Raw genomic sequence first — 24,322 nt, 5'->3', positions numbered from 1 at the left:
AAAGTTGTTCACTTAATGTTCTGAACTTTTGAGTTATAACCGTTTTTTAAACCGAAGGTTGAGAACCCCATAGCTCGAGAGCGCGAAGGTTTTTTATCGGTTGAAGTGTACCCCCTCCGGTGTTGAAGATGGTGGAGATACCGAGGAGTCATCCCCGATACTGGAGTCTGTACTACAGGGAGAGGATCATTGAGGGCATGGAGATGGGCATGACCGCCAAAGCCGGCCTCATAGCCCATGGCCGCGGAGAGGCCTTCGACTACTTGATCGGAGAGAGAACCATAGAGCCCGCGGAGAGGGCTATGCGGGCGGCCGTGGCGAAGTTCCTGCTGGCGGAGCACCCCGTCATCTCGGTCAACGGGAACGTCGCCGCCCTCGTCCCGAAGGAGACGGTCGAGCTGGCGAAGGCGTTGGATGCCAGACTCGAGGTGAACCTCTTCTACCGCACGGAGGAGAGGGTGAGGGCGATAGCGGAGGAGCTGAGAAAGTACGGGGCGGATGAGCTCCTCGGATTAAACCCCACGAAGCGCATTCCGGGCCTGGAGCACGAGAGGGGAAGGGTTGATGAGAACGGAATATGGAAGGCGGACGTCGTGCTGGTCCCGCTGGAGGACGGCGACAGGACGGAGGCGCTGGTGAGGATGGGCAAGTTCGTGGTGACCGTCGACCTCAACCCGCTCTCGAGGAGCGCGAGGATGGCGGATGTAACCATCGTAGACAACGTGGTCCGCGCTTACCCCAGAATGACCGAGCTGGCGAGGGAGATGAAGGATTACAGCAGGGAGGAGCTCCTCAGGATAATCGCCGATTACGAGAACGGAAAGACCCTGAGCGACGTGCTCCTCCATATTAGGGACAGGCTAACCAGACTCGCCGAGGAAGGGGTGTGGAGGAGGAAGAAGCTCGATTGAGCTCATAGCTCCTTCTCGGTTTTTTCCACGAGCGTTCTGAGGCCCGTTATGAGCTCTGCCTCGCTGGAAGCGCGGGAGACAACCAGCGGGACCCTCTCGCGCTCGGCCAGCTTTACTGCAAGTTCGTCGAGCTTCTTAACGCCGTGGAGAACAACGACGGCCGGTTTTAACCCCTGGACGCGAACCGCTATCATGGGGCTCCTGCCGGTCGTTACCTTGGTGAACACGAGCGCCCGCTCCGTGGTCCAGCCGTAGAGCTTGAGGAACTCCTCGCTGCTCATCTCGAGGATGGCCCTTATGCTGTCGATTACTGTGTAGCCGTAGATCTTCCTGTCCAGGAGGTGTATGTTTGCCACAACGTCCCCTTTAACGGCGTTTACAACATCCCTAATTGTGAGGGGAAGGGCGAACTCCCTGATATCGAGTATGGCGCTCGTGGGGAGCTCGCTTCCGAGGGTCTTGCTGAAGGCCCTGATGACGTTTCCACCGCGACGTTCGTCGATCTCGAGCAGGGCCTCCACGAACTTCCTTATGGTCGAGGCACCGGGGCTCTTCCTCCTTCCGCCTTCGTAGTCGCTTATGACCGAGGAGGATACCCCAAGGTAATCGGCGAGCTCGGTCTGGCTGATGCCGAAGATCTCGCGCCATTTGCGCATGGTCTTTCCCGGGTCGGAGGAGAGGGTTATCTCCCCCGCTATCCTCTTGGCGAGGGCTTCTTTCTCCTTTTCAAGCATGCTCACAAGTATTCGTCAATCATTATAAGCTTTTCGGCAATCGCCTAATCGCCGTGAGCGCAAGCTTAAAAGCCTTCCACCCTATGCTCCCCGGTGATGCTCATGGCGATATACTTCATAGGTCTCGGTCTTTACGATGAGAGGGATGTTACCCTCAAGGGCCTCGAGACGGCCAGGAAGTGCGAAAAGGTCTTCGCGGAGTTCTACACGTCCTTAATGGCCGGAACAACGCTGGAGAGGATTGAGGAACTCATAGGAAAACCCATCAGGAGGCTGAGCAGGGAGGACGTTGAGCTCAACTTCGAGGAGATAGTCCTGAGCGAGGCCAGGGATAAGGACGTGGCCTTCCTGACGGCCGGCGACCCGATGGTCGCGACGACCCACTCCGACCTCAGGATAAGGGCCAAGAAGCTTGGAATCGAGAGCTACGTCATCCACGCCCCGAGCATCTACTCGGCGGTAGCGATAACCGGATTGCAGATATACAAGTTCGGCAAGAGCGCGACCGTCGCCTACCCCGAGAAGAACTGGTTCCCGACGAGCCACTACGACGTGATAAGAGAGAACCGGGAGAGGGGTCTCCACACGATGCTATTCCTCGACGTGAAGGCGGAGCAGAACCGTTACATGACCGCCAACGAGGCCATGGAGATACTCCTTCGGGTTGAGGATATGAAAAAGGAGAACGTCTTTACGGGGGACACGCTGGTGGTCGTCCTGGCGAGGGCAGGGTCGCTCAACCCCACGCTCAAAGCGGGCTACGTCCGGGACATGCTTAAGGAGGACTTCGGAAAACAGCCGCACGTCATGGTCGTCCCCGGGAGGCTCCACATCGTTGAAGCGGAGTACCTGGTGGCCTTCGCCGGGGCTCCAGAGGAGATACTCAAAGAGGTTTAGCGAAAGATTTATATTTCCTCCCCCCTCCACTAATCCCGGATGGGCCCGTGGTCTAGCCTGGTTATGACGTCGCCCTCACGCGGCGAAGGTCCGGGGTTCGAAGCCCCGCGGGCCCACCATAACGAAAGACAAGGGGGCTCCGCCCCCACACCCCCCGGAACAGGTTCTTGTTTCTCAAAGCGTTGACGGAAAAGGGTGATTCTTTTTTCAAGGAGCAGTTTAAGGGTGTTTGCTAAAGATAAAGACTGCTCTTGGGTTTTGAATTCACCCTTCTTAAGAAAGCTTTTATGATGGGGTTTGCTTTTGGATGGCGCTCCTTTGGAGCGCGGGAGATTGCAAACCCCTTGGATTTGGCCTTTTTAATCTTGAATTCGGGGTTCAATGGCCGTTTGAGGGTGCAAACACTCACGGGAGGGCAGTTAAAAGGAATCACCATTTTTCGCCAGCCTTTTCCCAAAAGGCTGCAAGGCGCCCTTCGGGCGCCAGAATAAAAAGTGAAACCAGTTTAATAGCAGGTCTTAACGTTAATCCCTCCTTCCATGTTCCAACTTTAAAGCGCACGCTTATCATTCTTTGAATTTTCAAAAGAAAACACCCTTTTCGCCAGCCTTTTCCCAAAAGGCTGAAAGGCGCCCGAAGGGCGTCTAACTACGTCAAACCAGGGGTCAGTGGGTTATCTTAAAGTGTTCTCCCGTGTGAAGGTTAATTGCAAAGTGAAACCCACTCGTTTTCAGGCTAATTGAGAGCGAGCTACCGTCTTTGATCAAACTTTGCGAAGCAAAGTTTGTTGGTCAAGCTCCGAGCCTGCGTATCCCCTTGAGCAGTACCCGGGGCCTCCTCGAATCGATGGCGCTCAGGAGCTCCTCCAGCTCTTTTTCCCTGTCGTAAAGGTCCTCCCTTTTGGACTTCGGTCTCTCATCGAAGTACAAACTACCACCCCGATAGTTAAAAGAGTGCCTTTCACGTCGCCCTCTTCTCTCCCTCCGGGAACCTCCAGTTCCGGGTTATCCTGGTCACGTTTCTAACGAGGGCCCTTTCCTCGGGATGCCTAAAGACGAGCTCCTCGAGGAAGGAGATGAGTTCGTCGTAGGCCTGCCCCTCTACAGGGAAGGGAACCCTATCCTTTCCGCCGACCGCGTAGGTGAACTTGAACGGGTCAGGGGGGTGGGTCACCGGGTCCTTCCAGCTCGGGTGGACGTCGTAGACAAGCTCGAGGACGAGGGAAAGCGCCCTCAGGGTGCTCGGCCCGAGGCCCTTCAGGAGAAGGAACTCCTCGTAGTTGCTCACGCTCAGCTCCCTGGCGAATTCCAGGGCCCTCCTGTTAAGCTCAAGCCTCCCGAGGCTCTCGTAGCGCCTTATAATTGAAACCTCGTCGACGTCTCTCGGTTTGTAGTAAACCAGCGGGCGATAGCCTTTCGCTATGGCCTTCAGGCTCTCCAGCTCGCGCTCTATCCTTCCCGGCCCATCCTGAACGGTATCCACGAGCGTCTTCTGGTACTCCCTCGATTCCTTCGAGACAGTGTTAAGGGCAAAATCCCTCCTGAGCCCGGAGATGGCCTTGTGCGGGTTGATGGTGAAGGTCTCGGCGTCGAACCAGTGGAAGCGCCTCGCCATTCTCTCGGTCTCGTTCATTCCCTGCTGTATAACCGCCCAGTTGCCATCCTCATCAAGGAAGAAAACGTGGTGGTAGAGCTGATAGCCCGTCTGGAGCGCCACCGTGTCCACCTTCGCGACCAGCCTGGAGGTTCTGATGTAGGCTTCCGGATCGAGTTCGTATAATTCCGCTATCCTCCTAAGCTCATCCGGAGTCCTCCTGCTCTTCTTCCCCTTCCCTCCGGCGGCTTTGATTCCTAATTCCTCCCTCCAGAGGGCGTCCTTTATCATTCCCGCCGTCACGGTGGTTGAGCCGGAGGAGTCCCAGTCCATCCCGATGACGTTGTTGAAGGCCTGAAACCACACCGGGTCCGAGAGCCTCTCCAGGAGACCCTTCGTTCCGTACTCCTCGACCGCCAGAAGTAGCACTAACCGCGTGAGCCTTCTCATCCTCCGGGCCAGCCACGCCGGAACGTGACCGCCGTGAAGAGGTAAATCAGCGATGTTCCTCATCTTCCCATCACCTTGTGTTCGCATCAAAACGATTTAACCTTTGCCACAAGCTTTTTATCCCCCGCGACGTTTACCCCATCGTAAACCCACGGGAGGTATGCTCATGGGAGTTGAGAAGGTCCCAAAGTACGATATCCCGACCAGGAAGGTTGACTACGTTTTTATCGAGCTCGACAAGATGAAGCCCCACGAACAGCTCGTCCAGAAGGAGCTCGAGGCGTTCATCGAGAGCGTTACGGGCTCCGGAATCTTCTGGAAGCCTATGCTCCTCGCCAAGGTCCCGGGTGAGGATCTATACCTCATCGTTGACGGCCACCACCGCTGGGCCGGTCTCCAGAAGCTCGGCGCCAAGCGCGCCCCTTCGGTTATCCTCGACTACTTCAGCGACGACGTCAAGGTCTACACCTGGTATCCGGCGTTCAAGGGAAACCTCGAGGAGGTCATCGAGAGACTCAAGGCGGAGGGCCTCGAGGTTATAGAGGACCCGGAGGCGGAGGATAAGGCCGAGAGGGGAGAGATAGCCTTCGCCCTCGTCGGAGAGAGGAGCTTTGCCATACCCGGCGGGCTGGAGGAGCAGAAGAAGGTCAGCAAGGTTCTCGACGAGATGAGCGTTGAGGGGAGCATCGAGCTCATCTACTACGGTCTCAAGGAGGACGCGAGGGAGGACATGGCGAAGGGCGAGATAGACTACGTCTTCATCAGGAAGGCCCCGACCAAGGAGGAGGTCATGGAGCTCGTCAGGCGCGGCGAGGTCTACTCCCCGAAGACCACCAGGCACGTCCTGCCCTTCAACCCTGACAAGATAGACGTCAAGCTCGAGGAGCTCTTCTGAAGGTTTTTAACCCCTTCTCCCTACTTTCCACGCCGATGACGAGGGATCAACCGGCTGATGGGTGATGACCAGTCCAGGAGGCCGAGGCATGCTCAAAGGTCTGATATTCGACGTCGACGAAACTCTAATTTACTACGAGGGCTACGATCATCGAGAGTGGTACGAGGGGTGGGTTCTTCCCGAGCTGATGAGGCGCGGCATCGAGCTCGACTACGAGACTTACAGAAAGACCGTGACCGGCGAACTCCCGAGGACGTACGTTGAGCGGTTCGGCGTGAACGCCATCGAGTTCTGGAAACTCGTCGACGAGGTGAACCTCCGCTACCGCGAGGAGATGGCCCGGAGGGGAAGGATAAAGGTGTTTCCCGACGTCGATGCCTTAAAGGAGCTCAGGGACATGGGCCTGAAACTCGCCGCCGTTAGCAACGCCTCCCAGGAGTGCGTGGAGTTCGTTTTGGGGTTGTTCGACCTGAGGAAGCACTTCGAGGCGGTCTTCGGTAAGGACTACTCGAACCTCGACGGGGTCAAGCCCAGCCCCTACCTCGTCCGGAAGGCCCTGAAGGCCCTAAGGCTGGAGCCCGATGAGGCCATGGTGGTGGGCGACAGCTACCACGACGTGCTGGCCGGAAAGAGGGCCGGAGTCAGGGTGGTCAACGTCACCCGCTTCGGAAGGAGCGAGGGGGCGGACTACTACGTTAAAAACTTGAAGGAACTGGTCGGGCTTGTAAAGGGAATGCTGGGGACAGGGGCTCAGTCCCCGTAGAACTCCTTCTCAAAGATATCTATCCCAACCTCAAGGCCCTCGAGCCAGTCGAGGAACTTCCCGACGTTCTCGTCCCTGAAGATGGCGCCGTGCTGGGGTGCTACGATTTTGGGATTGAGTCGCCTGACGGAGCGAACCCACGCCCTAAGGGCCTTCGTTGAGCTCATGTACCTCCTGTGGAAGCCCTCCATGAACTTTACATGGTCCTCGAAGTCCTCGACGAAGAGATACCACTCCCCCTCAGGGAACGCCGCCGCCCCGATGTCCGTGCTGAAGAGGATCCCGCTCTTCTCATCGTAGAAACTGAAGTTTCCGGGACTGTGGAGGTAGTGGCTTGGGACGGCCTTTATCACGGAGTTGCCGATCTTAAAGTCCGTCCCCTTATCTGGGATTCCTATCGCTCTACCCGCGCTCAGGACGGCCAGGTGCGGAAGGAATCGAACCCAGAGGTTTGAGATAACAACCTTGGCGAGCGGTGCGTACTCGAACCACAGGTTCAATCCGGCGATGACGTCCGGATCCTGGTGGGAGTACATGAGGTACTTTATCTGGGTCGGCGGGACAAGCGATGAGACGTTCTTCAGGACACGCGAAAAGACGAAGAACCCGCCCGGCTCTATCAGGGCGGCCTCTTTTCCGTCGATTACGAGGTACTGATTGGTGAGTATGCCCTTCTCGTCCTCGGCCTCCTCGATCCCGAGCCAGTAAACCTTGTGCTCTCCATCGTCGTAGAGCGGGTAGCTGTTCATGTTCCTTATCATCTCAAACACCTCCAACTGGCACCCAGACGTTGATCATGTACACACCTTCAATACTTGAGGCGAGCCTAAGGGCCTCCGCCGCCGTCTCCTCGTCCTCAACTTTTACCACCTGGCCATCGGCTCCCTCCCTGTATTCAATCGCGAGTATCCGACTGCCCTGGAGAAGGGCCTTAAACGACCTGGCGCCGTCTGAAGTCACCCCGGAGACGTAAAGGACATCGTTGTTGGCGGTTTTCCTGAGCTCCATGAGGACGTCGAAGAACTTTCCGCCCTCTATCATGTGAAGACCGCTGTGGACCATCTTGGCCTTCGCCAGAAAGTTGGCAACGCTCATCGGGTCGGAGAAGTCAACCTGGAGGATAACCTCGCCGGAGCTTTTCACGGGCTTGGGCGGCGAATAACTCTCGGCCAGCCCTTTGAGTGTCTTCCCTATGCCCTCGGCAAAACGCTCCAGGGTTTTTCCCAGAAAATGTTCACCCCTACCATTATACGCAACTTCAACGTCGGCCGTTACGCTCTTCCGCCATCCCTTTAACGTTACCGTCACGATTAGATTGCTCCTTCTGCCTGTCCCATCGTAGATGAAGCTCGACGAGTCTCCGTGGGATGTGAAGGTGTACACGTCCCCTAATTTGAGGAAGAAACGCGGTAGCCTTATCTCCGCGGAGATTCCGTTCTTCGTGTTTATCTTCACCACGTACGGCCAGTTCATTATGAACTGGGGCGGGTCCGATAGGACCTCCCTGATGGAATCCAGGGGAGCCTCTACCTCGACCGTTACACTCTTGCGCTTCATCTCAGCTCACCCAGAACCTCGAGGAGTTTAAGGTATGCCCCTTCAACGCCCGTATTCACGTCGAACGGGCGGAGGAAGAACACCTCGTTCCCATCGCTGAACGTCAGCTCGAGCTCTCCCTCATAGAGGGCTGGTCACAGTTCGAGTTCGACCACCGTGTTGTCTCTGAGCTTCATCCTTCCTCCCAGGTGAAGCTTTGCCCTGTTATCGCTCATGGCGCTTATAGTACCCCACGCGGAGTATATAACTTCCAGGGGGGTGACTCCCCACTGGATGCTCCGAACCGCCGGAACCACACTTTTTGCAAGCAATCCCACACACCTCCGAATCCAATCTCTTTTTATATTCTTAATAACGAAAGTTTGATTTTTAAACATTTGGTTTCGGGTTTTGGACACTCTCGCTTGTTTTCCGTACCAATGATCCACACTGGGCTGTGTCTACTGTCTGGGTTAGGTTTACCAAAAATAAGGTTATAATATTTTTAGTAAACATTTCGAACGATAGGTATACAAAGAAGTCCCAGAGAGGTTTATTTGGGGGTGCGCCCTATGGGAAGATAGCACGAACTCTTAGGTTAGGTTTTCGGATATTCCGTATCCCGAAGACGAGGGAGCGTGAGAAATGGGATAATAGAGGTAGAGGGGATCAACCCTCGAACCTCTCCTCGATATAAGCCCTTATCAGCTCCTTCGTCGCGAGGATGCCCTTTATGTGCGTTCTCTCCATTCCGTGGCTCGCGTGGACGCCCTGGCCTATAAGTGCAACCCTCACATCCCAGCCAGCCCTCAAGGCGGCGGAACCGTCGGAGCCGTAGTAGGGGAACACGTCGACGACGTACGGGATGTCGCGCTTCTCCGCCAGCTCTATGAGCTTGGTCGTCATCTCGTAGTCGTAGGGGCCGCTCGAGTCCTTGGCCGCTATCGAGACCGCCGTCTCCTTTCCCGCGACGCCCTCACCGACGACGCCCATATCAACGACGAGAAGCTCCCTCATGCTTTCGGGATAACCCGCCGAGCCGCCGTGTCCGACTTCCTCGTAGGGGGAGAAGAAGAAAGCCACCGGGAGCCTTTCGAGGGTTTCCGCTCCCATGTCGAGCATCAAATCTATGAGGATCGCGGCGCTCGCTTTGTCGTCCAAAAAGTGGGCCTTGACGAAGCCGTTGACGTACTCGAACTTCGGGTCGAAGGCTATGAAGTCGCCGGGCCGAATGCCGAGCTTCTCCGTGTCCTCCCTCTTCTCCACGGGCTCGTCCAGGCGGATGTACATGTTCTCTTCCTTGCGCTCCTTCTTCCCGGCATCTTTGTTCACGTGAACGCTCGGGTTCTTGAGCAGAAGCGTCCCTCGGTAGCGCCTGCCCGAGCGGGTGATTACCGTGCAGTACTCGCCCTCGAAGGCGGGAAGGTTCAGTCCACCCACCCTCGTGAAGCTCAGGTGCCCGTCCGGGAGAATTCCCTTCACCATCGCCCCGAGCGTGTCGACGTGGGCCGCGATCACGAGCTCCGGCTCCGGATGGTTGTGGGCGATCAGGGCGCCCTTGTTGGTGTAGCGCGTTTTTATGCCAGCTTCGTTAAGTTTCCCTTCGATGTGTTCCATAACCTCCCTCGTGTAGCCCGTCGGGGACGGTATCTCAAGGATCTCCCTCAGAATCTCGATCACTCTCTCCATCGAAACCACCGTTAAAAGAAGGGTCGAAGGGTTGAAAAGGCCATCGGTCTCAGGTAACGAAAGCGGCGAAGGCGAGGAAAAACGCCAGAACGAGGAGCGTTTGAATCACCGTCACGCCGATGGCCTCCTCGGCCTTCAGGCGGTAGTGGGCGAGTATCACGTTCGCCATTATCGCCGGTGGCATCGAGGCCTCTACGAGGACCGCGTAGTAGATATTTCCTGCTCCCCTCAGCGTCAGGAAGACGAAGAGGAACGGGATGACGCTCCTGAAAAGGCCGACCTCGGCTAAGTGCCTCCACCTGAACTCCCTAAGGTTCATTATGGAGCCAAAGTAGATGAGGAGCAGGGGTATGCTCCACCAGCCGATGGACTTTATCGGTTCGATGATCCATCCCGGCAACCTTACTCCAAGCAGGACGAGGGCGAGCGCCAGGAGGTTGGCGGCCGTTGGAGGGAACTTCAGGGCCCTGAGGACGCTCCTCCTTATCGAGGCCTTTCCGCTGGAGTAGTGGGCCGCTATGAATGTCGCCAGCGGGAGGACGACGAGGCTGTTGGTAGTCGAGTAGAGTATGGCGGGGGTTATGTCCTTGAGGAAGAGGCTCGCTATCGGGAAGCCCATGGCAGCCGTGTTCGGATACGTGGAGAGTATCATGAGCGCCCCTGCCCAGTCCTCGTCCTCAACGCGAAGGCGGGCGTAGAGATAGGAGAGGCCGAGGCTGAGCCCGATTATGAGGAAAACGTAGAGGAAAACCAGTCTTATGCTGACGAGGTACTCCAGGTCCTTGCCCGCCACGTTGCCGAAGACGAAGAGCGTGAGGAGAACCCGGGTTGAGAAGAGGTTGAGCCATCTGAATAAGGTATCCCTTCTCACGAGCATTTTGAGAACGTAGCCGAGGGCTATGAGGGCGAGCATCCGATAGACGTCCATGGTGAGAACTTCAGTTTAACGCTTAAAAGTCTGTCGAGCAAGGGGCTGTTCACCGTGCCCCTGAAGAACCTAATACTGGTCATAGTCGGGCTTAAGGGTGAAGCACACGGCTACGAAATACTCAAGGAGCTTGAGAAGCTGGCGATCGGCCTGTGGAAGCCCAGCCACAGCAACCTCTATACGATCCTTGGCAAGATGGTTGAGGAGGGCCTTCTTGAACCCAGGGAGGAGTATCGAGGGAAGGTCAGGCGGGTTAAGTACAGCCTCACGGACAGGGGGTGGAACTACCTGCGGACCTCGAACGACCTCGCCCTCAGGATCCTGTACACCTCGATCAGGTACCACGAGGCCCTGAAGAGAAAGCTCGAGGAGATGAACCTCGAGAGGAACATGGACCCGGAGACCGTTAAGGCCTACCTCGAACTCCTCAAAAAGATAAGGGGCATACTCGATGAGGAGATACGGGCCATTGAGGCCGAACTTTCGGCGACTAACTGATTTCTTTTTCCCGTTTCATCATTGTTGTTCCACTGATCGAATCGAACGGTGGTGAACATCCCTTTTTGAACCTTGACCGATAAACTTATATATACCTACGGTGCCAGTTAAGTACAGAAAAATGTACTACAAAAATCTGTACCCGGTGGTAGCATGGAGAACGACCTTAGGGTTCAGCTTGAGGAGCTGAAGAAGCGCCTGGAAGTGCTGGAGGAGAGCATCGATCCCGTGGACGAGGTAATGCTCTCCGTAAAGGCGCGTCTCAGGCGAAAACTCGAGGGTGGGGCCCTTCCGGAGGTCGATGAGGAAAAGGCGGCGAAGACCCTCAAGGCCCTCGCCAACCCCGACAGGATAAGGATACTCAGGATGCTCTCCGAGAAACCGATGGGCTTCAAGGAGATAAAGGATGCTTTAGGTGTCGAGAGCCCCACCGTTTCCCATCACCTGAAGCTCCTCGTGAAAACCCGGATGGTAAGGAAAGGCGAGAGGTACGAGATATCGCCCGATGGACGTTTGTTTTTGCGCCTGCTTGAGATAATAACCGCCCTGGAGGAGGTGGAAGAATGAGGTCTGGATGGAGGCACCGGGCCCTTCACCGCGAAGGCCCGAGGTTCAGGCTCGCGGAGTACCTTAAGGCACTAACCGCGGTACTGCTCATCGTCTGGCTGTTCAAGGGGCCGCTGAGGCTCGAACCCTACAACGACTGGCTGGTTTACGCGATAGTGGCGTTCCTCTTCGCCTTCGAACTGTTGGGCGTCGGGAAGTGGTTCGGGGTAACGGTAAGCGGGGTGGTCTTTGCACTCGCCAGGGGCTTCTTCTGGACGAGCGTCTTCCTGTTCTTCGGGAAGTGGCTCGGCATGTCAAAGGCCCTAACCGGATACGCCGGGACCGCCTTCGCCTACGCGGTGGTTTTAACCATTGCGGGGCTCCTGCTGGCGAAGTTCGACGAGAGGAGGCTCGACCTCAAAGTTGAAGGGAAGGCCTACGAATTCAAGGGGGCGGACTTCGGCGACGTGAAGCTTGAGGGGAAGGGAAAGGCCTACCCCGTGAAGTTCGGACGGAAGAGGGTAGGATGGGTGCTGGACGGCGAGGCGATGGTGAAGGCCAGGACACCCCTCGGAGAAATAACGAAGAAACTCCTGAGCCCCGTCGTGGTCTGGACGGAGGAGAACGTAGCCGGAAAAAAGGTTCCGGCCGATCCTGCTTTCGTGGGGAGCGTTAACAGGCTCCTGAACCCCGAGAGGATGTACAGGGGGAAGGGGAGCACCGTCGATCTTGGCTTCATCAAGGTCTACGAGGGCGAGGACTTCGAGTACGTCAGGCTGCCCTTCCTTGAGGTCATGCAGACCCCGACCGGTGAGGAAGTCAGGGTCGGCCCCATAAGGATTCACGAGGGCAACCCCGGAATGCCTCCGGAGGAGATGCTGACCATCAGGGAGCTCCGCAACGGCTTCCAGCTGACGAAGGTCGGCGAGAGGCTGAAGATCCGGACGGAGGAGTACTCCATCGAGGTCGAAGGTGAGAGGGTAACCTACAGGAGCGGAAACGAGACCCTGAGCCTCGGCGAGACAGTGTCCCTGCGCTCGGGCGACGTCTCGGTAGGCGTCGGCAGGGGAAGGGCCAGGATAAGGATAGAGGACGCTGTCATCTCGGCGAGGGACGGCAAGGTAAAGATAAGGGCCGGCGGAAAAACCTACACGATTGAGAACCCCGACGCATTCAAGCTCGTGGTGAAAAAGGCCAAGGAAATCGTCGAGGAGCAGAGCGCCGGGCTGATAGAGGGCCTCGGGGTGGACAGGGCGCTCCTCAACAAACGGGTGAAGGAGCTCCTCGATGAACTGACGGGGTACATCGGGTGATGCCGATGATCTTCGAAAACGTCAGGGAAGTGGAGGTAAGGGCCGTTAACGGCCACATCAGGCTTAAGGGCTGGGAAAGAGAGCACGTGGAAGTGGATTACACCCCTCACGGTGAGGTGGACGTTGAAGTTGAGGAGAAGGATGGGAAACTCATCATCAGGGAAGAGCCGAAGAAGAGGTTCCTGAACCTGCTCCGGAAGGAAGGGTGGGCCGAAATAGAGGTCAGCGTTCCTAAAGCGGTCGTGGTAAGCGCCGAGACCGTCAACGGAGAGCTTCGCGCCGAGAACGTCCGCTTCGCTGAGGCCACGACCGTTAACGGCGAGCTCGACCTGAAGGACTGCGAGGCGAAGCTGATAACGACGGTCAACGGCAGGGCGAAGGCGGACCTCTCCACCGCCGGCCCGCTGAAGGCCACCACCGTTAACGGGAGAATGGTGCTTGAGATAGAGGAGCTGGAGGGCGATGTTGAGGTCGCGAGCGTGAACGGAAACCTCGTGGTTAGACTCTCCGACTTCTGCGACGCGAGGGTAGCTGTCAGCAGGTTCAACGGGACGGTGAGGTTCGTCGGCATCGACCCGGAGGAGCCGGTCATCGGCGCCGGAACGTACACCGTGAGGGTGAGCACCGTTAACGGCGGGGTGAGCGTGGAGCTGGTTTAACTTTTCTCTTTAATCCGACAACTACGCGTGAACCGGCGGGGAAGATGGGGGTTGCTCAAAATGCTCGAGAGGGGGCTCAACAGAAACTTCTGGCTCTTCGCCTTTGGAAGATTCGTCAGCCAGCTCGGCTGGGCGGTGCAGGAGGTTGCGCTGCCCCTCTACGTTCTCGACAAGACCCACAGCGGCTCGATGATGACCCTCTTCGTTCTGGCGGACGTGATCCCTTCCCTGATAATCATGCCCTTCGCCGGCGTGGTCGGTGACCGCTACAACAGGAAGGGGCTCATGGTTGGCTTCGACCTCGCGAGGGGACTTCTCCTGTTCGGCGTCATCGCGTTCAACTTCCTCGGTATCTACCAGCTCCTTACCGTTCAGGTCGTCATGGCGGTCATGGGGGCGTTCTTCGGCGCGGCAACGAGCGCGATGTTTCCGGATCTCGTCGAACCCGACGAGCTTGAGAGGGCCAACTCGACCGTCAGCTCGTTCACCGTGGTGGCCCGGCTCGTCGGTCCGGCCCTCGGCGGAGTTATCTACGCCCTCGGCGGGATAAAACTGGCGATTCTAATAAACGCGGTCAGCTTCTTCGGTTCCGGCCTCTTCGAGGTCCTGATACGGTACGAATGGAAGACGAGGGAGCTCGAGAGCGTCGGGCAGGTCATCGAGGACATTAAGGAAGGCCTGGTGTTTCTGCGCTCCAGCCGCTACCTCGTGGTGCTTATGAGCTTCGCCCTCTTCATGAACGCGCTCGGCCAGCCCTTCAACGCGGTCGTAATGCCCTACGCATTCAGGGAGGTCCTAAAGTTCACGAGCGAACAGTTCGGACTACTCGAGAGCGCCTTCATGGGCGGTATGCTCTTTGGAAACCTCATAGTGGCGATAAAGCTCGGGAGGAGAGCGGGGAGGTACCTCTTCAAGGCCATGGCCGTCAACGGCCTCCTGATGCTGATCTTCGTCTGGGTCGTCTCCCCCCTGGCCGGCGTCTCAAGGGATTCGGCGTTCGTGACGCTGGCCGTTACCGCGGTGTTCCTTGGAGCGAGCAGTGCGATAATAAACGTCCCCCTCAACTCGAAGATCCAGAGGGCGGTTCCGACGGAGCTCAGGGGCAGGGTCTTCTCTGCGTTGGCCCTCCTCGTGAACGCCTCGGCACCCCTGGGCCTTGTTGTGGTCGGACCGCTGGTAGATCGCTACTCCGCCTGGGGGGTCTCCCTCGGAATATGGGTGGCCCAGGCCGTCGTGGTGGTCCACTACTACGTCCGTCACAGGGAGGTCCTGCTCGGCGGGGAAAGGGAAGAGGCGAAAACCGTCACTGAACTTCCTTGACCTCCTTCAGCTTTCCCTCCCTCTTCTCTATCGTCCTGGCCATCAGGAAGAGGAGGTCGCTGAGCCTGTTGAGGTACACCAGGGCGGTATCTCCGAAGCCGTAGTCGAGGACGAGCCTCGCGACCCTCCTCTCGGCCCTCCTCGCCACCGTTCTGCAGACGTCGAGCTTGGCGCTCGCAACGGTGGAGCCGGGGAGGACGAAGGCCTTGAACTGGAACTCCGCCTCGTATTTCTCGATGAGGCCTTCGAGCCACCTCACCTCCTCATCCCCTATCTTGGAGTACTTTCCCTTGCTCGCCAGCTCGGCCATCAGGTCGTAGAGGTGAACCTGGATTCTTTCGAGGGTCCCGGCCATGTCCTCGGGAACGTAGTGCTTGGCCTCCCCGATGAAGCTGTCCAGCTCGTCTATCGTGCCGTTGGCCTCCATAACCGGTGAGTACTTCGCCACCCGCTCGCCCGTGAAGAGGCCGGTCAAACCTTTGTCTCCAGTTTTGGTCGTTATCGACATGGTATCACCGGAAACGCATCGAGGTCAAGGGTTTTATCTTTTTTGGGCTATATGGCGCACTATAGATGGCAAAACAGGGCTGGGAGGGATGGCAAAACTTATTTATACCCCAACGCCTTCTTTTTTTGGGTGATCCCATGAGAAAGGCAGGGATGATAATAGCGCTGATTTTGATACTGAGCATAGTGCCCCCAACAGCGTTCCATGCGGTCCACGCGGACTCGGGGACGAACATCCAGACCACTCAGATAGCCCCCAGCGACGACGTGTACGTCAAGGATTCGACCCCCGACTCAAACTACGGCTCCTACGACTCCCTGTACGTTGGCACGTACTCTCGGGACAATTCCAACGAAAGGGCGTATCTAAAATTCGATCTCTCAGGTCTCCCCGAAAACGCCGTTATAATCAACGCGACCCTCTACGCGTACACATACAGTGGGGCGTACTCCACCCCAGTTAACATCAGTGCATACGCGGTCTCCGACGATTCATGGAGCGAGGACACAATAACCTGGAACAATAAGCCTCCCGCCGGGGAGCTCCTCGATAAGGACCTTGTTGATACAGATGGCAGGCACTGGTCTGCGTGGAACGTCACGGACTTCGTCAAGGCGGAGTTCTCGGGCGACAAGATCATCAGCTTTGTTCTAATCTCAGACGGTGAAGGGTCGGTCACGGAGAGCATAGGTTATAACTCCAAGGAGAGCAGTTATGGAAATCATCCTTACCTCGAAGTGGTTTATGAAGTCTCCGGATCTTCGGGAACTTTGGTTCCTATCCAGGAGATCCAGGGCAACACCACCGACGGGGACGCCTCGGCCTACGAGGGTCAGACCGTCACCACCGAGGGGGTCGTTACCGCAACCACCTCAAAAGGCTTCTTCATCCAGAACGGCACGGGGCCATGGAGTGCAATCTACGTCTATCTTGGGACTTCTCCAAGCGTGGACATCGGCGACTACGTCAGGGTGACCGGGACGGTCTCGGAGTCATATGGCTTAACCGAGATAACGGATCCAAGTGTAACCGTCCTTGGAACCGCCGAGGTTCCGGATCCAGTCGTTCTTCCAACTGGTAACGTCTCCCAGGAGAAGTGGGAGAGCGTCCTCGTCAGGATCGAGAACGTCATCGTTACCAACCCCGACCTTGGCTACGGCGAGTGGGAGGTTGACGACGGCAGCGGTCCCGTCAGGGTCGATGACCTGATGTATCACTACACCCCCAGTGAGGGACAGATGTTCGATTACATCACGGGTGTGCTGTATTACTCGTACGGCAACTTCAAGATCGAACCGAGGGACGAAAACGATATCCTGCCGGTAGTCCCGATTCAGGAGATCCAGGGCAACACCACCGACGGGGACGCCTCGGCCTACGAGGGTCAGGTCGTGAGTACGGTGGGTGTGGTGACCTTCGTTACTTCCAGCGGCTTTGCCATCCAGAACGGCACGGGGCCGTGGAGCGGAATCTGGGTCTACACCGGAAGCCAATCCGGGGTTGACGTCAGCGTTGGAGATTACGTACTGGTTCGGGCGAAGGTCAACGAGTATTATGGTTTCACGGAGCTCAACTATGCGGGTACGGATGAAGGCCAGAGAGAGATAAAAGTCATGGGGACCGCCGATGTTCCCGACCCCGTGGTTCTCCCAACTGGTAACGTCTCGCAGGAGAAGTGGGAAGGGGTACTCGTTGAGGTCAGGGACGTTAGGGTCGTCGACCCCGACCTCGGCTACGGCGAGTGGCTCGTCGATGATGGAAGCGGCCCGGTCAGGATAGACGACAAATTCTATGACTATGCCCCGGACCACGCGAGGTACGAGTACATCGGGGGGATCCTGTGGTACTCCTACGGGGACTACAAGATAGAGCCTCGCTCCCCCGATGACGTGAAACCCTACGTCCCGAAGATAGGTGTGGAGACCTTCGAGGTCTCGGGCCCCATGCTCAGGGGGATTCCACGGGAGCTGAGTGTCAAGGTTTACAACCACGGAACCCTCGAGGACAACGTTACAGTTGTTATACTCGCCAACGGAAAGGAAATAGGCCGGGAGACTCAGGTTATCGAGGTCAACGGGACCGCTGTTTACGAGTTCACGTACACTCCGGACTTCACGGGCGACCTTACCGTAACCGTTCGCGTCCTCGATGGAACCGGCGAGATAGCGGACGAGAGGTACTACCATTACCTGGTCGTCCCCAACCCGTACCAGATCGCCTACGGCCTGACACCCTACTACGAGATGCTCTACAGCAGGGAAATGGAGAAAGTGACCCCGCTCTACGAGAACTTCACGGGACTTGTCAACGAGCTCGCCTCCTGCGGCGTTAACCTTGGAGACCTCGAGTCCAGCGTGGAGTGGATCAACGCCACCATGGAGGAGATAGAGAAGGAGTACTCCATATACGAGGCCCTCAAGGGCCTGCTCGTCCAACAGAACCCATACAGGAAGTTCCACTACTACCCCGTCATGGTGCACATCAGAAGGGCCGCGCTGATGAGCAGGGAAGTGAAGGGTGAGCTCGAGTACGTGCTTCCCATCCTTCAGAAGACCTACTCTCAGGTGGAGCCCCTCTGCCACCCGCCGGCACCGGAAAACGAAACAACACCCGGAAACGAAACCGGTGGAGTCCCCACGAACCAGACGAACGTCACCCCGTCGACCAACATAACGATTAAGATAACCAAAGTCCTCATCGACGCATCCCACGGGCAGTACTACGTGGAGCAGGTCGGCGTCAGCGGGCTCGTCGAGAAGATCAAGGACGAGCTCGGCTGGGAGGTGGAGGTAAACACGCTACCGCTCACCTACGACCTGCTTAAAGACTACGATGTCGTGATGATCCTCAACCCGAAGGACGACCTGACGCAGGGCGAGATTGCGGCGCTTCAGGAGTACGTCGAGAACGGTGGCGGACTCTTCATAGCCGGGGACTGGTACAAGTACTCCAACATCGAGAGCCTCAACGCCTTGACTGAGAAGTACGGCATCAAGTTCAACGCCGATGAACTTATGGACGACGATGTGAACAGCGGAAGGCCATACTATCCGTTCGTCGGGCTCTACAACACCGCCCACCCGGCGATGAAGTTCGTTCCGGAGGACTGGAAGATCTACTACAACGGCCAGACCCTTACCATCGGCGGCGAGGCCAGGTGGCTGATCAAGGCATACGATACCTCCTACTCGGTTGATGCCGACGGAAACGTGGTCAACGCCAAGGGCACCAACCCCGTGGTCGCGGCCGCCGTAGAGGTCGGAAAGGGCAGAATAATAGCCTACGGCTCGAGCAAGGCCCTGAGCGACACCTACTACAGCAAGTACATAAACAGCAACTGGCCGTTCGTTAAGGGCGCCCTCCTATGGCTCGCCCGCGAGATCTGATCCTTTTCTTTCCTTCGGTTTCATCTTTTCTGTTCTTTGACACCGTCACCGAATCGGAAGAGCAGAGGGGAGCCATGAAAGGGCAATGGAATAACCTCAAATCTCCTTCGGGGGCACGAGGATTCCGAGTTCGGTGATTATTCCGCGGATGTACCTCCAGGGTGTAACGTCGAAGAGGTAGTTCCTGACGCGGTAGCCCCTCCTCGCGTAGGGCCTCTCGACTATCTCAACCCCATCGGAGCTCAGCTCCGGATGGAGCTTGAAGCCCTCGGCCGCGACGTAGAACGGGACCCGGTTGTCGTGGCAGGAGAGGGAGAGGGGGTAGGTCCCGGCCTTGTTAACGACCGCCCCGTCGCGCGTCACGCTGTCCGCCCCGACCAAGGCGAGCGTGGCCTTACCTGCGAAGAGGCCGAGCTGAGCGTCGGTTATGATCTCGAAGGGAACGCCGAGGGACTCAAGTTCACGCGCGAGGGCGAGCCCCTCGAAGTCCGGCGAGCTCTCCGTCAGTATAACCCTGAAGTGCTTGCCCTTCCGCTTCGCAACCCTGAAGATCTCGAGGACCGCCGATGAGAAGGAGTGAGTGATTACAACCTCGTTGTCGTCTATCAGCTCGCTCCCTATGTTGCCTATCTCGCGCTTCGCCTCCTCACTCAGGCGAATGAACTCCTCCGCTTTTGCCCTCACCACTTCTGGATCTCCGGTTACCGGCATGAAGCGTGAGAGGTTGTAGAGGGACGCCATCGTCCTGTTGACGTCCGGGATCTCCTTCCTCATCTCTTCGAGCGCCCTTCTGAGTTCTTCCCCCTCGAGCAACCCGGAGAGGACGATGTACGCCTCAGCGCCCCTTCTGGCGAGCCAGCTTGCCCCCCTTACGCGCTCGGCGCGCATCTCCTCGAGTATAGAGCGAACCTCCGCCGGAAGCATGGTTATCACCGCGTCCTGTTGGAGGGAAGGATGAAAATCCAGACGTTTCTCCTTATCACCCTTTCGTTACCAGCCTTCCTCAAAGCGGATTCCCCGCGATTCCATGAACGTCTTAGCCCTCTCTATCTCCCCCTCGTTCTCGCCGAAGAGTATTATCCCGATGTACCTGCCGAATCCCTTGGGTGAGGAGTGTATCCTGACCTCAAAGCGCCTTAGGGCCTCGCTGAGTATCGGCGCGAGCTTGCTCTCGTCCGTTATCTCCGCCAGGAGCTTCCTCTGGATGAACCTCCTCTCCCCGATCCTCGGGAGCACCTCGTTTTCGAGCATGGCCTTCATCTCGCGGGGCATTCCAGGGAGCACGAATATCTTAACACCGCTGTGCTCGATGTAAGCGCCGGGTGCGGCCCCCTCGGTGTTCTCAAGGGGCTCCGCGCCCTCCGGAAGGTAGGCCATCTTCTTCCGGGCCTCGTTCAGGTTGGGGTCGTCTATCATGCCCCTCTCGTGGAGTTCCCTGTAGAACTCCCTCAGTCTCTCGAGGCACGGCTCGCAGAGAACGAGTTTCCTTCCGAGGGCCTCGGCAACCGCGAGCATCGTGACGTCGTCGTGTGTCGGCCCGAGACCGCCGGAGATCACCAAAACCTCGGGTTTCCTCTCGAGGATCTCCCGGATGACGCCCTCTATCTCCCCGACGTCGTCTCCAACGGTCGTCTTCCTCCTCACCCAGTAGCCCCTCTCCGTGAGCTTCTTCGCGATGAACGCGGAGTTGCTGTCCACGGTGTTCCCGGTCAGCAGTTCGTCGCCTATCGTGAGCACCTCGGCGAACACCTTCACCACCCGGGGCTCTTTCGGCGTGGGGCCTTATAATCCCACCGGCGACTTTTCACCGGGAGTGAAAACAAGGCTTAAGTATTTTATGATCATAAAATCCCCGGTGGTACCGTGAAGGTGAAGGTCGGGGTCAACGGTTACGGAACGATAGGGAAGCGCGTGGCCTACGCGGTCATGAGGCAGAAAGATATGAGGCTCATGGGCGTGACGAAGACGAAGCCGGACTTCGAGGCCTACCGCGCGAAGGAACTCGGGATCCCGGTTTACGCCGCGAGCGAAGAGTTCCTGCCGAGGTTCGAGAAAGCAGGCTTTGAGGTCGCGGGAACTCTCGGTGATCTCCTCGAGGAGGTCGATGTTGTGATCGATGCCACCCCGGGCGGCATGGGGGCGAAGAACAGGCCCCTCTACGAAAAGGCCGGCGTCAAGGCGGTCTTTGAAGGCGGCGAGAAGGCGAGCACCGCCGAGGTCTCCTTCGTGGCCCAGGCAAACTACGAAAAAGCTCTCGGAAGGGACTACGTCAGGGTCGTCTCCTGCAACACGACGGGCCTAACGAGGACGCTGAACGCCATAAAGGATTACATCGACTACGCCTACGCCGTCATGATACGGAGGGCCGCCGACCCTGACGACAGCAGGCGCGGCCCGGTCAACGCCATAAAGCCGACCGTAGAGGTGCCGTCGCACCACGGGCCGGACGTCCAGACGGTTATTCCAGTTAATATAGAGACGACGGCCTTCGTGGTTCCGACGACGCTCATGCACGTCCACAGCGTGATGGTCGAGCTGAAGGAGCCCCTCACGAGGGAGGACGTCATCGATATCTTTGAAGATACAACTCGCGTGCTCCTCTTCGAGAAGGAGAGGGGCTTTGAGAGCACCGCCCAGCTCATAGAGTTCGCAAGGGATCTCCACCGCGAGTGGAACAACCTCTACGAGATAGCAGTCTGGAAGGAGAGCATAAGCGTGAAGGGCAACAGGCTCTTCTACATCCAGGCCGTCCACCAGGAGAGCGACGTCGTTCCGGAGAACGTGGATGCCATAAGGGCGATGTTCGAGATGGCCGGCAAGTGGGAGAGCATAAAGAAGACGAACAAGAGCCTTGGAATTCTGAAGTGAGCAGAAATGTCTTTAAACTCGCTCCCAATTCCTTTTTGATGGAAGATGGAAGCCGAAGAGTACCTTCTCCTGCTCGGGCTGGCACTGGCGGTTCTTGCCCTCGTTTATCCCGGGCAGACGTTAAGTGGTGAATTCTGCGAGGGATCCCACGGAAAGCTGGGGGACTACTACGTCAGCGTCTCGGACGGTTTCCTCCGGGTTTCTGGGGAGAGCGGTGATGCCTTCGTCGCCTACAGGCAGAACGTTATCCTGCGCAGGGTTCCTCTTGATTACTCGTATTCGCCTGACAGCGGATGTTACACCGTCAAAATCAGGTACAAAGGGCAGGGCTTTCTCTACGTTTTCGCCGGCGGGCTTGCCCTTGCTGGCGGGGCCTTCTTCTACATGGCCTTTCTGAAGTACCACTGAGCTTGTGGGTATAAAAAGAAAAGATCAGGGAACAAACTCCCTTCTTGAAAAGGCGGTGTATGCCCATAAAATCAGCAATATTGAGAGAATTATCGCCAGGCTGTAGCCGGTGGAGTTTCCGATGCTCAACAAGGGTTCATATTTTGTTGCTGTAATAGGTGCAAAAAGGTATGCGAGGCCGCTCATGAGAGTGTTCACGGTGTCCCCGTTGGGCTTTCCAAGGAGCACGCTGAAGGACATAGGAACGGCGGAGGTGAGGACGAAGAGTATAAGCGTTCCGGCTAGGGAGTCGAGGTAGGTCATGAGCACGGCTATGAATGCAATGTAGATGGGGATTTTGAGGAGCAGGGGCGAAACGAAGTAGGTATATCCCCTCCACCAGGCCAAGAGTGCAACACCTGCAATCCCCGGTAGAAGGCCGATGGTCACTGATGTAAGTCTGCCGATGAACACCCTTTTTGGACCGTTGAACACTGAGAGCTCGAATATCGTTGTCCTAGAGTCCCGGAACACATGGGAACCTATGAGGAGGGCATAGATCGGAAAAAAGATATACTCCATGAGGGAGATGAACTGGCCCGGCCCGTAGGTCTTTATCGCCTTCAGGGATGAATCTGCGGCAATGAAGGTGAGCAGTAGGAGAACAGAAGTTGCGGCAGGAGGAAAGAGCCCCTTCAGGTACCATTTAACGGCTTTCCGCGTAAGCATAGCGCAACCCCGCCCGTTTGAAGCCCGCTATTATTCCCTTTCTAAAGAGTTCACTTAAAAGCTCCTCATCAGCCCGGGCTACTACTATTGCCCCAAAGCTGTGGACGACTTGAACCTCCTCCGGGAGTTTGCCCCCGTTTTCGGCCAGGGTTATTTCATAGACCCCCTCTGCAAAAAGCTTCCTCCTGCTACCTTCCCATACGAGCCTTCCCTCCTTCAGTATGAGGAAGTGCTCCGCCACCGCTTCTCCTTCCTCCGGGTCGTGGGTCGCTATTATGAGCCCCTTCCTCTTGGAAAGCAGATCATCTATTATCCCTGCCCTGTATGAGTCAAGATGGGCTGTAGGCTCGTCCAGAATGACCACCTCTGCATCGCAGGAAAGGGCCATGAGAAGGTTGCACAGCTGTGCCTGACCGCTGGAGAGACCGTCGAGGCGCTGATCGATGAACTCTTTTATTCCAAGCTCTTCGACGAGTTCGTCAACAAGAGAGCACCTGTCGTTTACTCTCAGAGTCTCGACTAAGTCCTTGACCTTAATGGGAATAGAAAACTGAGGCTTCTCAAAGGAGTACCTTATGGCGACCCATTTGTCTTTTCTGCTGTAGGGTTCCTCACCGTTTATAGTGGCCCTCCCCTCCGTTGGCTTTCTCAGACCAGAAAGAACTGAAAGCAGAGTCGTTTTTCCGCTTCCATTGTGCCCCACGACGGCTATTCTCTCGGCCTTGGCATTGAAGCTGACTCCTTTTAGCCCCCAGACCCTCCCGTAGCTGACCTTTAGGTTCTCTGCCTCCACCCTCATCCGTTTGCCCTCCCCGCGAGGATCAGGAGTATTATGCCCGCAAGGAGAAGCACATAGTCCACCGGTGCCGCATAGTGGGTGAAGCTGTACTTGAAGGCCTCTCCCCAGTCCTGGGAGAAGGGCTGGACGTTCGTACGGACTAGCATGACCTGGGGGAAGCCTCCTGGGCTAGAGTACCTATCGAGATCGCGGGTAAGACACGACTCGTTGAAGAACCTTCTAAGTCCAAGACGATCAAGAACTTCAGGAAGTTTGGGATGAACTGCAATTGCATAGTATCCATTTTCTCCTTTCAAATATCTCACTACTGGGAAATATACCGAGGAATTCAATTTTATGGCCAAGGTTCGGTTAAAGCGTTCGAGGCCTTTTGGGGCATAAAGCCTTGGAAATCCCAAATAGCGGGGCAGGAAGTACCAGTTCACATATCCGCCATCTTCATCAAGTCCAACCAGGGGCACGATTTCGCGACTCTCATTGAGTACGTAGACGGTCTTCTCCGGGAAGAGGAACTGGACGAGGCTGTCGTTTTCTGGCAGTACTCTGTGGACTTCACAAACTTTGGTAACTGTTGAAGGCTTTGAGCCAAAGAATGGCCACCTCCAGTCCTTCGGAGGGCTTCTGTCCTGGCTGTACCCGTACCCTGGGAGTTTCAAACCTTTGTAGAGGATAGCTGTGAAGTTGTAGCTGCCGTTTTCCAGAACTTCAAAATGGTAAACGTACTGCTCGGTGAGCAGTGCCCCAGCGTATGTGAAATACGCTCCGGGTTTGTGAATATCGTGATTTGAGCCGAGGTAGATGCCAAAGAAGTACGTTGCTATGGGATAGAGAACGATTCCAAACGCCAGCAGGATGAAAATAAGGCCGGAGATTAGATATGTCCTCCGTTTCTCCATCTCATATACCCCCTTTG

26 protein-coding genes and 1 tRNA gene are annotated in these 24,322 nt (G+C 56.8%); 13 read left to right on the top strand and 14 right to left on the bottom strand.

The window, feature by feature from the left end:
- Positions 1-128: 128 nt before the first annotated feature.
- Positions 129-911 (top strand): 4-phosphopantoate--beta-alanine ligase, encoded by a 783-nt coding sequence (locus A3L02_RS04360; protein WP_088862794.1) that lies wholly within the window; start codon positions 129-131, stop codon positions 909-911.
- A 2-nt stretch (positions 912-913) separates the two neighbouring features.
- Here A3L02_RS04360 and A3L02_RS04355 read toward each other — a convergent pair whose 3' ends face one another.
- Positions 914-1,645 (bottom strand): helix-turn-helix domain-containing protein, encoded by a 732-nt coding sequence (locus tag A3L02_RS04355; RefSeq protein WP_088863830.1) that lies wholly within the window; start codon positions 1,643-1,645, stop codon positions 914-916.
- Positions 1,646-1,747: 102 nt separating this feature from the next.
- Here A3L02_RS04355 and dph5 point away from each other — a divergent pair, with 102 nt between their 5' ends.
- Positions 1,748-2,542 carry a diphthine synthase gene (dph5, locus tag A3L02_RS04350; RefSeq protein WP_088862793.1) on the top strand — a complete coding sequence of 265 codons (795 nt, stop codon included), beginning with the start codon at positions 1,748-1,750 and terminating at the stop codon, positions 2,540-2,542.
- A 41-nt stretch (positions 2,543-2,583) separates the two neighbouring features.
- Positions 2,584-2,661, top strand: a tRNA-Val gene (locus A3L02_RS04345).
- A gap of 672 nt (positions 2,662-3,333) precedes the next feature.
- Here A3L02_RS04345 and A3L02_RS10200 read toward each other — a convergent pair.
- Both A3L02_RS10200 and A3L02_RS04335 read right to left on the bottom strand, forming a co-directional pair.
- Positions 3,334-3,471, bottom strand: a complete 138-nt coding sequence (locus tag A3L02_RS10200; RefSeq protein ID WP_261340868.1) for a hypothetical protein — start codon at positions 3,469-3,471, stop codon at positions 3,334-3,336.
- Positions 3,472-3,502: 31 nt separating this feature from the next.
- On the bottom strand, positions 3,503-4,648 hold the full coding sequence (locus A3L02_RS04335; protein ID WP_088862791.1) for a DUF763 domain-containing protein: 1,146 nt from the start codon (positions 4,646-4,648) through the stop codon (positions 3,503-3,505).
- A gap of 103 nt (positions 4,649-4,751) precedes the next feature.
- Between A3L02_RS04335 and serK the strand changes: the two genes are divergently transcribed.
- Both serK and A3L02_RS04325 read left to right on the top strand, forming a co-directional pair.
- Positions 4,752-5,480, top strand: a complete 729-nt coding sequence (serK, locus tag A3L02_RS04330) for an L-serine kinase SerK (protein ID WP_088862790.1) — start codon at positions 4,752-4,754, stop codon at positions 5,478-5,480.
- A gap of 88 nt (positions 5,481-5,568) precedes the next feature.
- Positions 5,569-6,243: an HAD family hydrolase gene (locus A3L02_RS04325; RefSeq protein ID WP_088862789.1), complete on the top strand. Its 675-nt coding sequence runs from the start codon at positions 5,569-5,571 to the stop codon at positions 6,241-6,243.
- On the opposite strand, the gene A3L02_RS04320 is transcribed toward A3L02_RS04325, so the two are convergent.
- From A3L02_RS04320 to A3L02_RS04305, 5 genes are all read right to left on the bottom strand, one after another.
- A complete protein-coding gene (locus A3L02_RS04320; RefSeq protein ID WP_088862788.1) occupies positions 6,231-7,004 on the bottom strand; it encodes an oxygen-binding di-iron domain-containing protein in 774 nt (257 codons plus the stop codon). The two genes, A3L02_RS04325 and A3L02_RS04320, sit on opposite strands and share 13 nt — an antisense overlap.
- 1 nt (position 7,005) lies before the next feature.
- Entirely contained in the window at positions 7,006-7,800 is a 795-nt protein-coding gene (locus A3L02_RS04315; RefSeq protein ID WP_088862787.1) for a hypothetical protein, read from the bottom strand.
- Between the two features lie 134 nt (positions 7,801-7,934).
- A complete protein-coding gene (locus A3L02_RS10195; RefSeq protein ID WP_157895731.1) occupies positions 7,935-8,111 on the bottom strand; it encodes a hypothetical protein in 177 nt (58 codons plus the stop codon).
- A gap of 337 nt (positions 8,112-8,448) precedes the next feature.
- A complete protein-coding gene (locus tag A3L02_RS04310; RefSeq protein WP_088862786.1) occupies positions 8,449-9,468 on the bottom strand; it encodes a M42 family metallopeptidase in 1,020 nt (339 codons plus the stop codon).
- Between the two features lie 49 nt (positions 9,469-9,517).
- Positions 9,518-10,396: an AEC family transporter gene (locus A3L02_RS04305; RefSeq protein WP_088862785.1), complete on the bottom strand. Its 879-nt coding sequence runs from the start codon at positions 10,394-10,396 to the stop codon at positions 9,518-9,520.
- A gap of 54 nt (positions 10,397-10,450) precedes the next feature.
- Between A3L02_RS04305 and A3L02_RS04300 the strand changes: the two genes are divergently transcribed.
- The 5 genes from A3L02_RS04300 to A3L02_RS04280 all read left to right on the top strand — a co-directional run bounded on the left by A3L02_RS04300 (position 10,451) and on the right by A3L02_RS04280 (position 14,732).
- Positions 10,451-10,894 (top strand): PadR family transcriptional regulator, encoded by a 444-nt coding sequence (locus tag A3L02_RS04300; protein ID WP_237268644.1) that lies wholly within the window; start codon positions 10,451-10,453, stop codon positions 10,892-10,894.
- Positions 10,895-11,047: 153 nt separating this feature from the next.
- Complete coding sequence (locus tag A3L02_RS04295; protein ID WP_088862783.1) at positions 11,048-11,461, top strand: ArsR/SmtB family transcription factor; 414 nt, start codon at positions 11,048-11,050, stop codon at positions 11,459-11,461.
- Positions 11,458-12,753, top strand: coding sequence for a hypothetical protein (locus A3L02_RS04290; RefSeq protein ID WP_088862782.1), 1,296 nt, complete (start codon positions 11,458-11,460; stop codon positions 12,751-12,753). The genes A3L02_RS04295 and A3L02_RS04290 overlap by 4 nt, the downstream gene beginning before the upstream one ends.
- Positions 12,753-13,412, top strand: coding sequence for a DUF4097 family beta strand repeat-containing protein (locus A3L02_RS04285; RefSeq protein WP_335755136.1), 660 nt, complete (start codon positions 12,753-12,755; stop codon positions 13,410-13,412). The genes A3L02_RS04290 and A3L02_RS04285 overlap by 1 nt, the downstream gene beginning before the upstream one ends.
- Before the next feature lie 60 nt (positions 13,413-13,472).
- A complete protein-coding gene (locus A3L02_RS04280) occupies positions 13,473-14,732 on the top strand; it encodes an MFS transporter (protein ID WP_088862780.1) in 1,260 nt (419 codons plus the stop codon).
- On the opposite strand, the gene A3L02_RS04275 is transcribed toward A3L02_RS04280, so the two are convergent.
- On the bottom strand, positions 14,716-15,240 hold the full coding sequence (locus tag A3L02_RS04275) for a cob(I)yrinic acid a,c-diamide adenosyltransferase (protein ID WP_088862779.1): 525 nt from the start codon (positions 15,238-15,240) through the stop codon (positions 14,716-14,718). The two genes, A3L02_RS04280 and A3L02_RS04275, sit on opposite strands and share 17 nt — an antisense overlap.
- A 137-nt stretch (positions 15,241-15,377) precedes the next feature.
- On the opposite strand from A3L02_RS04275, the gene A3L02_RS04270 reads away from it, so the two are divergent.
- Positions 15,378-18,626, top strand: a complete 3,249-nt coding sequence (locus A3L02_RS04270) for a DUF4350 domain-containing protein (RefSeq protein ID WP_237268643.1) — start codon at positions 15,378-15,380, stop codon at positions 18,624-18,626.
- Between the two features lie 96 nt (positions 18,627-18,722).
- Here A3L02_RS04270 and A3L02_RS04265 read toward each other — a convergent pair whose 3' ends face one another.
- On the bottom strand, positions 18,723-19,550 hold the full coding sequence (locus A3L02_RS04265; protein ID WP_088862778.1) for a translation initiation factor eIF-2B alpha/beta/delta subunit family protein: 828 nt from the start codon (positions 19,548-19,550) through the stop codon (positions 18,723-18,725).
- A gap of 66 nt (positions 19,551-19,616) precedes the next feature.
- A complete protein-coding gene (locus A3L02_RS04260) occupies positions 19,617-20,375 on the bottom strand; it encodes a molybdopterin-binding protein (protein WP_088862777.1) in 759 nt (252 codons plus the stop codon).
- A gap of 114 nt (positions 20,376-20,489) precedes the next feature.
- Here A3L02_RS04260 and A3L02_RS04255 point away from each other — a divergent pair, with 114 nt between their 5' ends.
- Both A3L02_RS04255 and A3L02_RS04250 read left to right on the top strand, forming a co-directional pair.
- Positions 20,490-21,494, top strand: a complete 1,005-nt coding sequence (locus A3L02_RS04255) for a phosphorylating glyceraldehyde-3-phosphate dehydrogenase (RefSeq protein ID WP_088862776.1) — start codon at positions 20,490-20,492, stop codon at positions 21,492-21,494.
- 45 nt (positions 21,495-21,539) lie between these two features.
- Positions 21,540-21,902, top strand: a complete 363-nt coding sequence (locus tag A3L02_RS04250) for a hypothetical protein (RefSeq protein WP_088862775.1) — start codon at positions 21,540-21,542, stop codon at positions 21,900-21,902.
- A gap of 24 nt (positions 21,903-21,926) precedes the next feature.
- Here A3L02_RS04250 and A3L02_RS04245 read toward each other — a convergent pair whose 3' ends face one another.
- From A3L02_RS04245 to A3L02_RS04235, 3 genes are read right to left on the bottom strand one after another with little or no spacing between them, the layout of a single operon-like run.
- Entirely contained in the window at positions 21,927-22,610 is a 684-nt protein-coding gene (locus A3L02_RS04245; protein WP_088862774.1) for a hypothetical protein, read from the bottom strand.
- Positions 22,588-23,409 (bottom strand): ATP-binding cassette domain-containing protein, encoded by an 822-nt coding sequence (locus A3L02_RS04240; RefSeq protein WP_088862773.1) that lies wholly within the window; start codon positions 23,407-23,409, stop codon positions 22,588-22,590. The genes A3L02_RS04245 and A3L02_RS04240 overlap by 23 nt, the downstream gene beginning before the upstream one ends.
- Positions 23,406-24,305 carry a hypothetical protein gene (locus tag A3L02_RS04235; protein WP_088862772.1) on the bottom strand — a complete coding sequence of 300 codons (900 nt, stop codon included), beginning with the start codon at positions 24,303-24,305 and terminating at the stop codon, positions 23,406-23,408. The genes A3L02_RS04240 and A3L02_RS04235 overlap by 4 nt, the downstream gene beginning before the upstream one ends.
- Between the last annotated feature and the right edge of the window lie 17 nt (positions 24,306-24,322).

It is taken from the genome of Thermococcus celer Vu 13 = JCM 8558 (assembly GCF_002214365.1).
Taxonomy (GTDB): domain Archaea; phylum Methanobacteriota_B; class Thermococci; order Thermococcales; family Thermococcaceae; genus Thermococcus; species Thermococcus celer.
Note: the sequence above shows the minus strand (reverse complement) of the source record. Positions and strands in the feature narration are given on the sequence as shown.

Bases quoted from the DNA above. Each gene is read 5' to 3' on its own strand.
- A3L02_RS04335 (WP_088862791.1), bottom strand. From the start codon at position 4,648: ATGAGGAACATCGCTGATTTACCTCTTCACGGCGGTCACGTTCCGGCG.
- A3L02_RS04305 (WP_088862785.1), bottom strand. From the start codon at position 10,396: ATGGACGTCTATCGGATGCTCGCCCTCATAGCCCTCGGCTACGTTCTC.
- serK (WP_088862790.1), top strand. From the start codon at position 4,752: ATGGGAGTTGAGAAGGTCCCAAAGTACGATATCCCGACCAGGAAGGTT.
- A3L02_RS04250 (WP_088862775.1), top strand. From the start codon at position 21,540: ATGGAAGCCGAAGAGTACCTTCTCCTGCTCGGGCTGGCACTGGCGGTT.
- dph5 (WP_088862793.1), top strand. From the start codon at position 1,748: ATGGCGATATACTTCATAGGTCTCGGTCTTTACGATGAGAGGGATGTT.
- A3L02_RS04235 (WP_088862772.1), bottom strand. From the start codon at position 24,305: ATGGAGAAACGGAGGACATATCTAATCTCCGGCCTTATTTTCATCCTG.
- A3L02_RS04355 (WP_088863830.1), bottom strand. From the start codon at position 1,645: ATGCTTGAAAAGGAGAAAGAAGCCCTCGCCAAGAGGATAGCGGGGGAG.
- A3L02_RS04290 (WP_088862782.1), top strand. From the start codon at position 11,458: ATGAGGTCTGGATGGAGGCACCGGGCCCTTCACCGCGAAGGCCCGAGG.
- A3L02_RS04275 (WP_088862779.1), bottom strand. From the start codon at position 15,240: ATGTCGATAACGACCAAAACTGGAGACAAAGGTTTGACCGGCCTCTTC.
- A3L02_RS04325 (WP_088862789.1), top strand. From the start codon at position 5,569: ATGCTCAAAGGTCTGATATTCGACGTCGACGAAACTCTAATTTACTAC.
- A3L02_RS04315 (WP_088862787.1), bottom strand. From the start codon at position 7,800: ATGAAGCGCAAGAGTGTAACGGTCGAGGTAGAGGCTCCCCTGGATTCC.
- A3L02_RS04285 (WP_335755136.1), top strand. From the start codon at position 12,753: ATGCCGATGATCTTCGAAAACGTCAGGGAAGTGGAGGTAAGGGCCGTT.
- A3L02_RS04320 (WP_088862788.1), bottom strand. From the start codon at position 7,004: ATGATAAGGAACATGAACAGCTACCCGCTCTACGACGATGGAGAGCAC.
- A3L02_RS04360 (WP_088862794.1), top strand. From the start codon at position 129: ATGGTGGAGATACCGAGGAGTCATCCCCGATACTGGAGTCTGTACTAC.
- A3L02_RS04245 (WP_088862774.1), bottom strand. From the start codon at position 22,610: ATGCTTACGCGGAAAGCCGTTAAATGGTACCTGAAGGGGCTCTTTCCT.
- A3L02_RS04265 (WP_088862778.1), bottom strand. From the start codon at position 19,550: ATGCTTCCGGCGGAGGTTCGCTCTATACTCGAGGAGATGCGCGCCGAG.
- A3L02_RS04295 (WP_088862783.1), top strand. From the start codon at position 11,048: ATGGAGAACGACCTTAGGGTTCAGCTTGAGGAGCTGAAGAAGCGCCTG.
- A3L02_RS04240 (WP_088862773.1), bottom strand. From the start codon at position 23,409: ATGAGGGTGGAGGCAGAGAACCTAAAGGTCAGCTACGGGAGGGTCTGG.
- A3L02_RS04280 (WP_088862780.1), top strand. From the start codon at position 13,473: ATGCTCGAGAGGGGGCTCAACAGAAACTTCTGGCTCTTCGCCTTTGGA.
- A3L02_RS04310 (WP_088862786.1), bottom strand. From the start codon at position 9,468: ATGGAGAGAGTGATCGAGATTCTGAGGGAGATCCTTGAGATACCGTCC.
- A3L02_RS04270 (WP_237268643.1), top strand. From the start codon at position 15,378: ATGAGAAAGGCAGGGATGATAATAGCGCTGATTTTGATACTGAGCATA.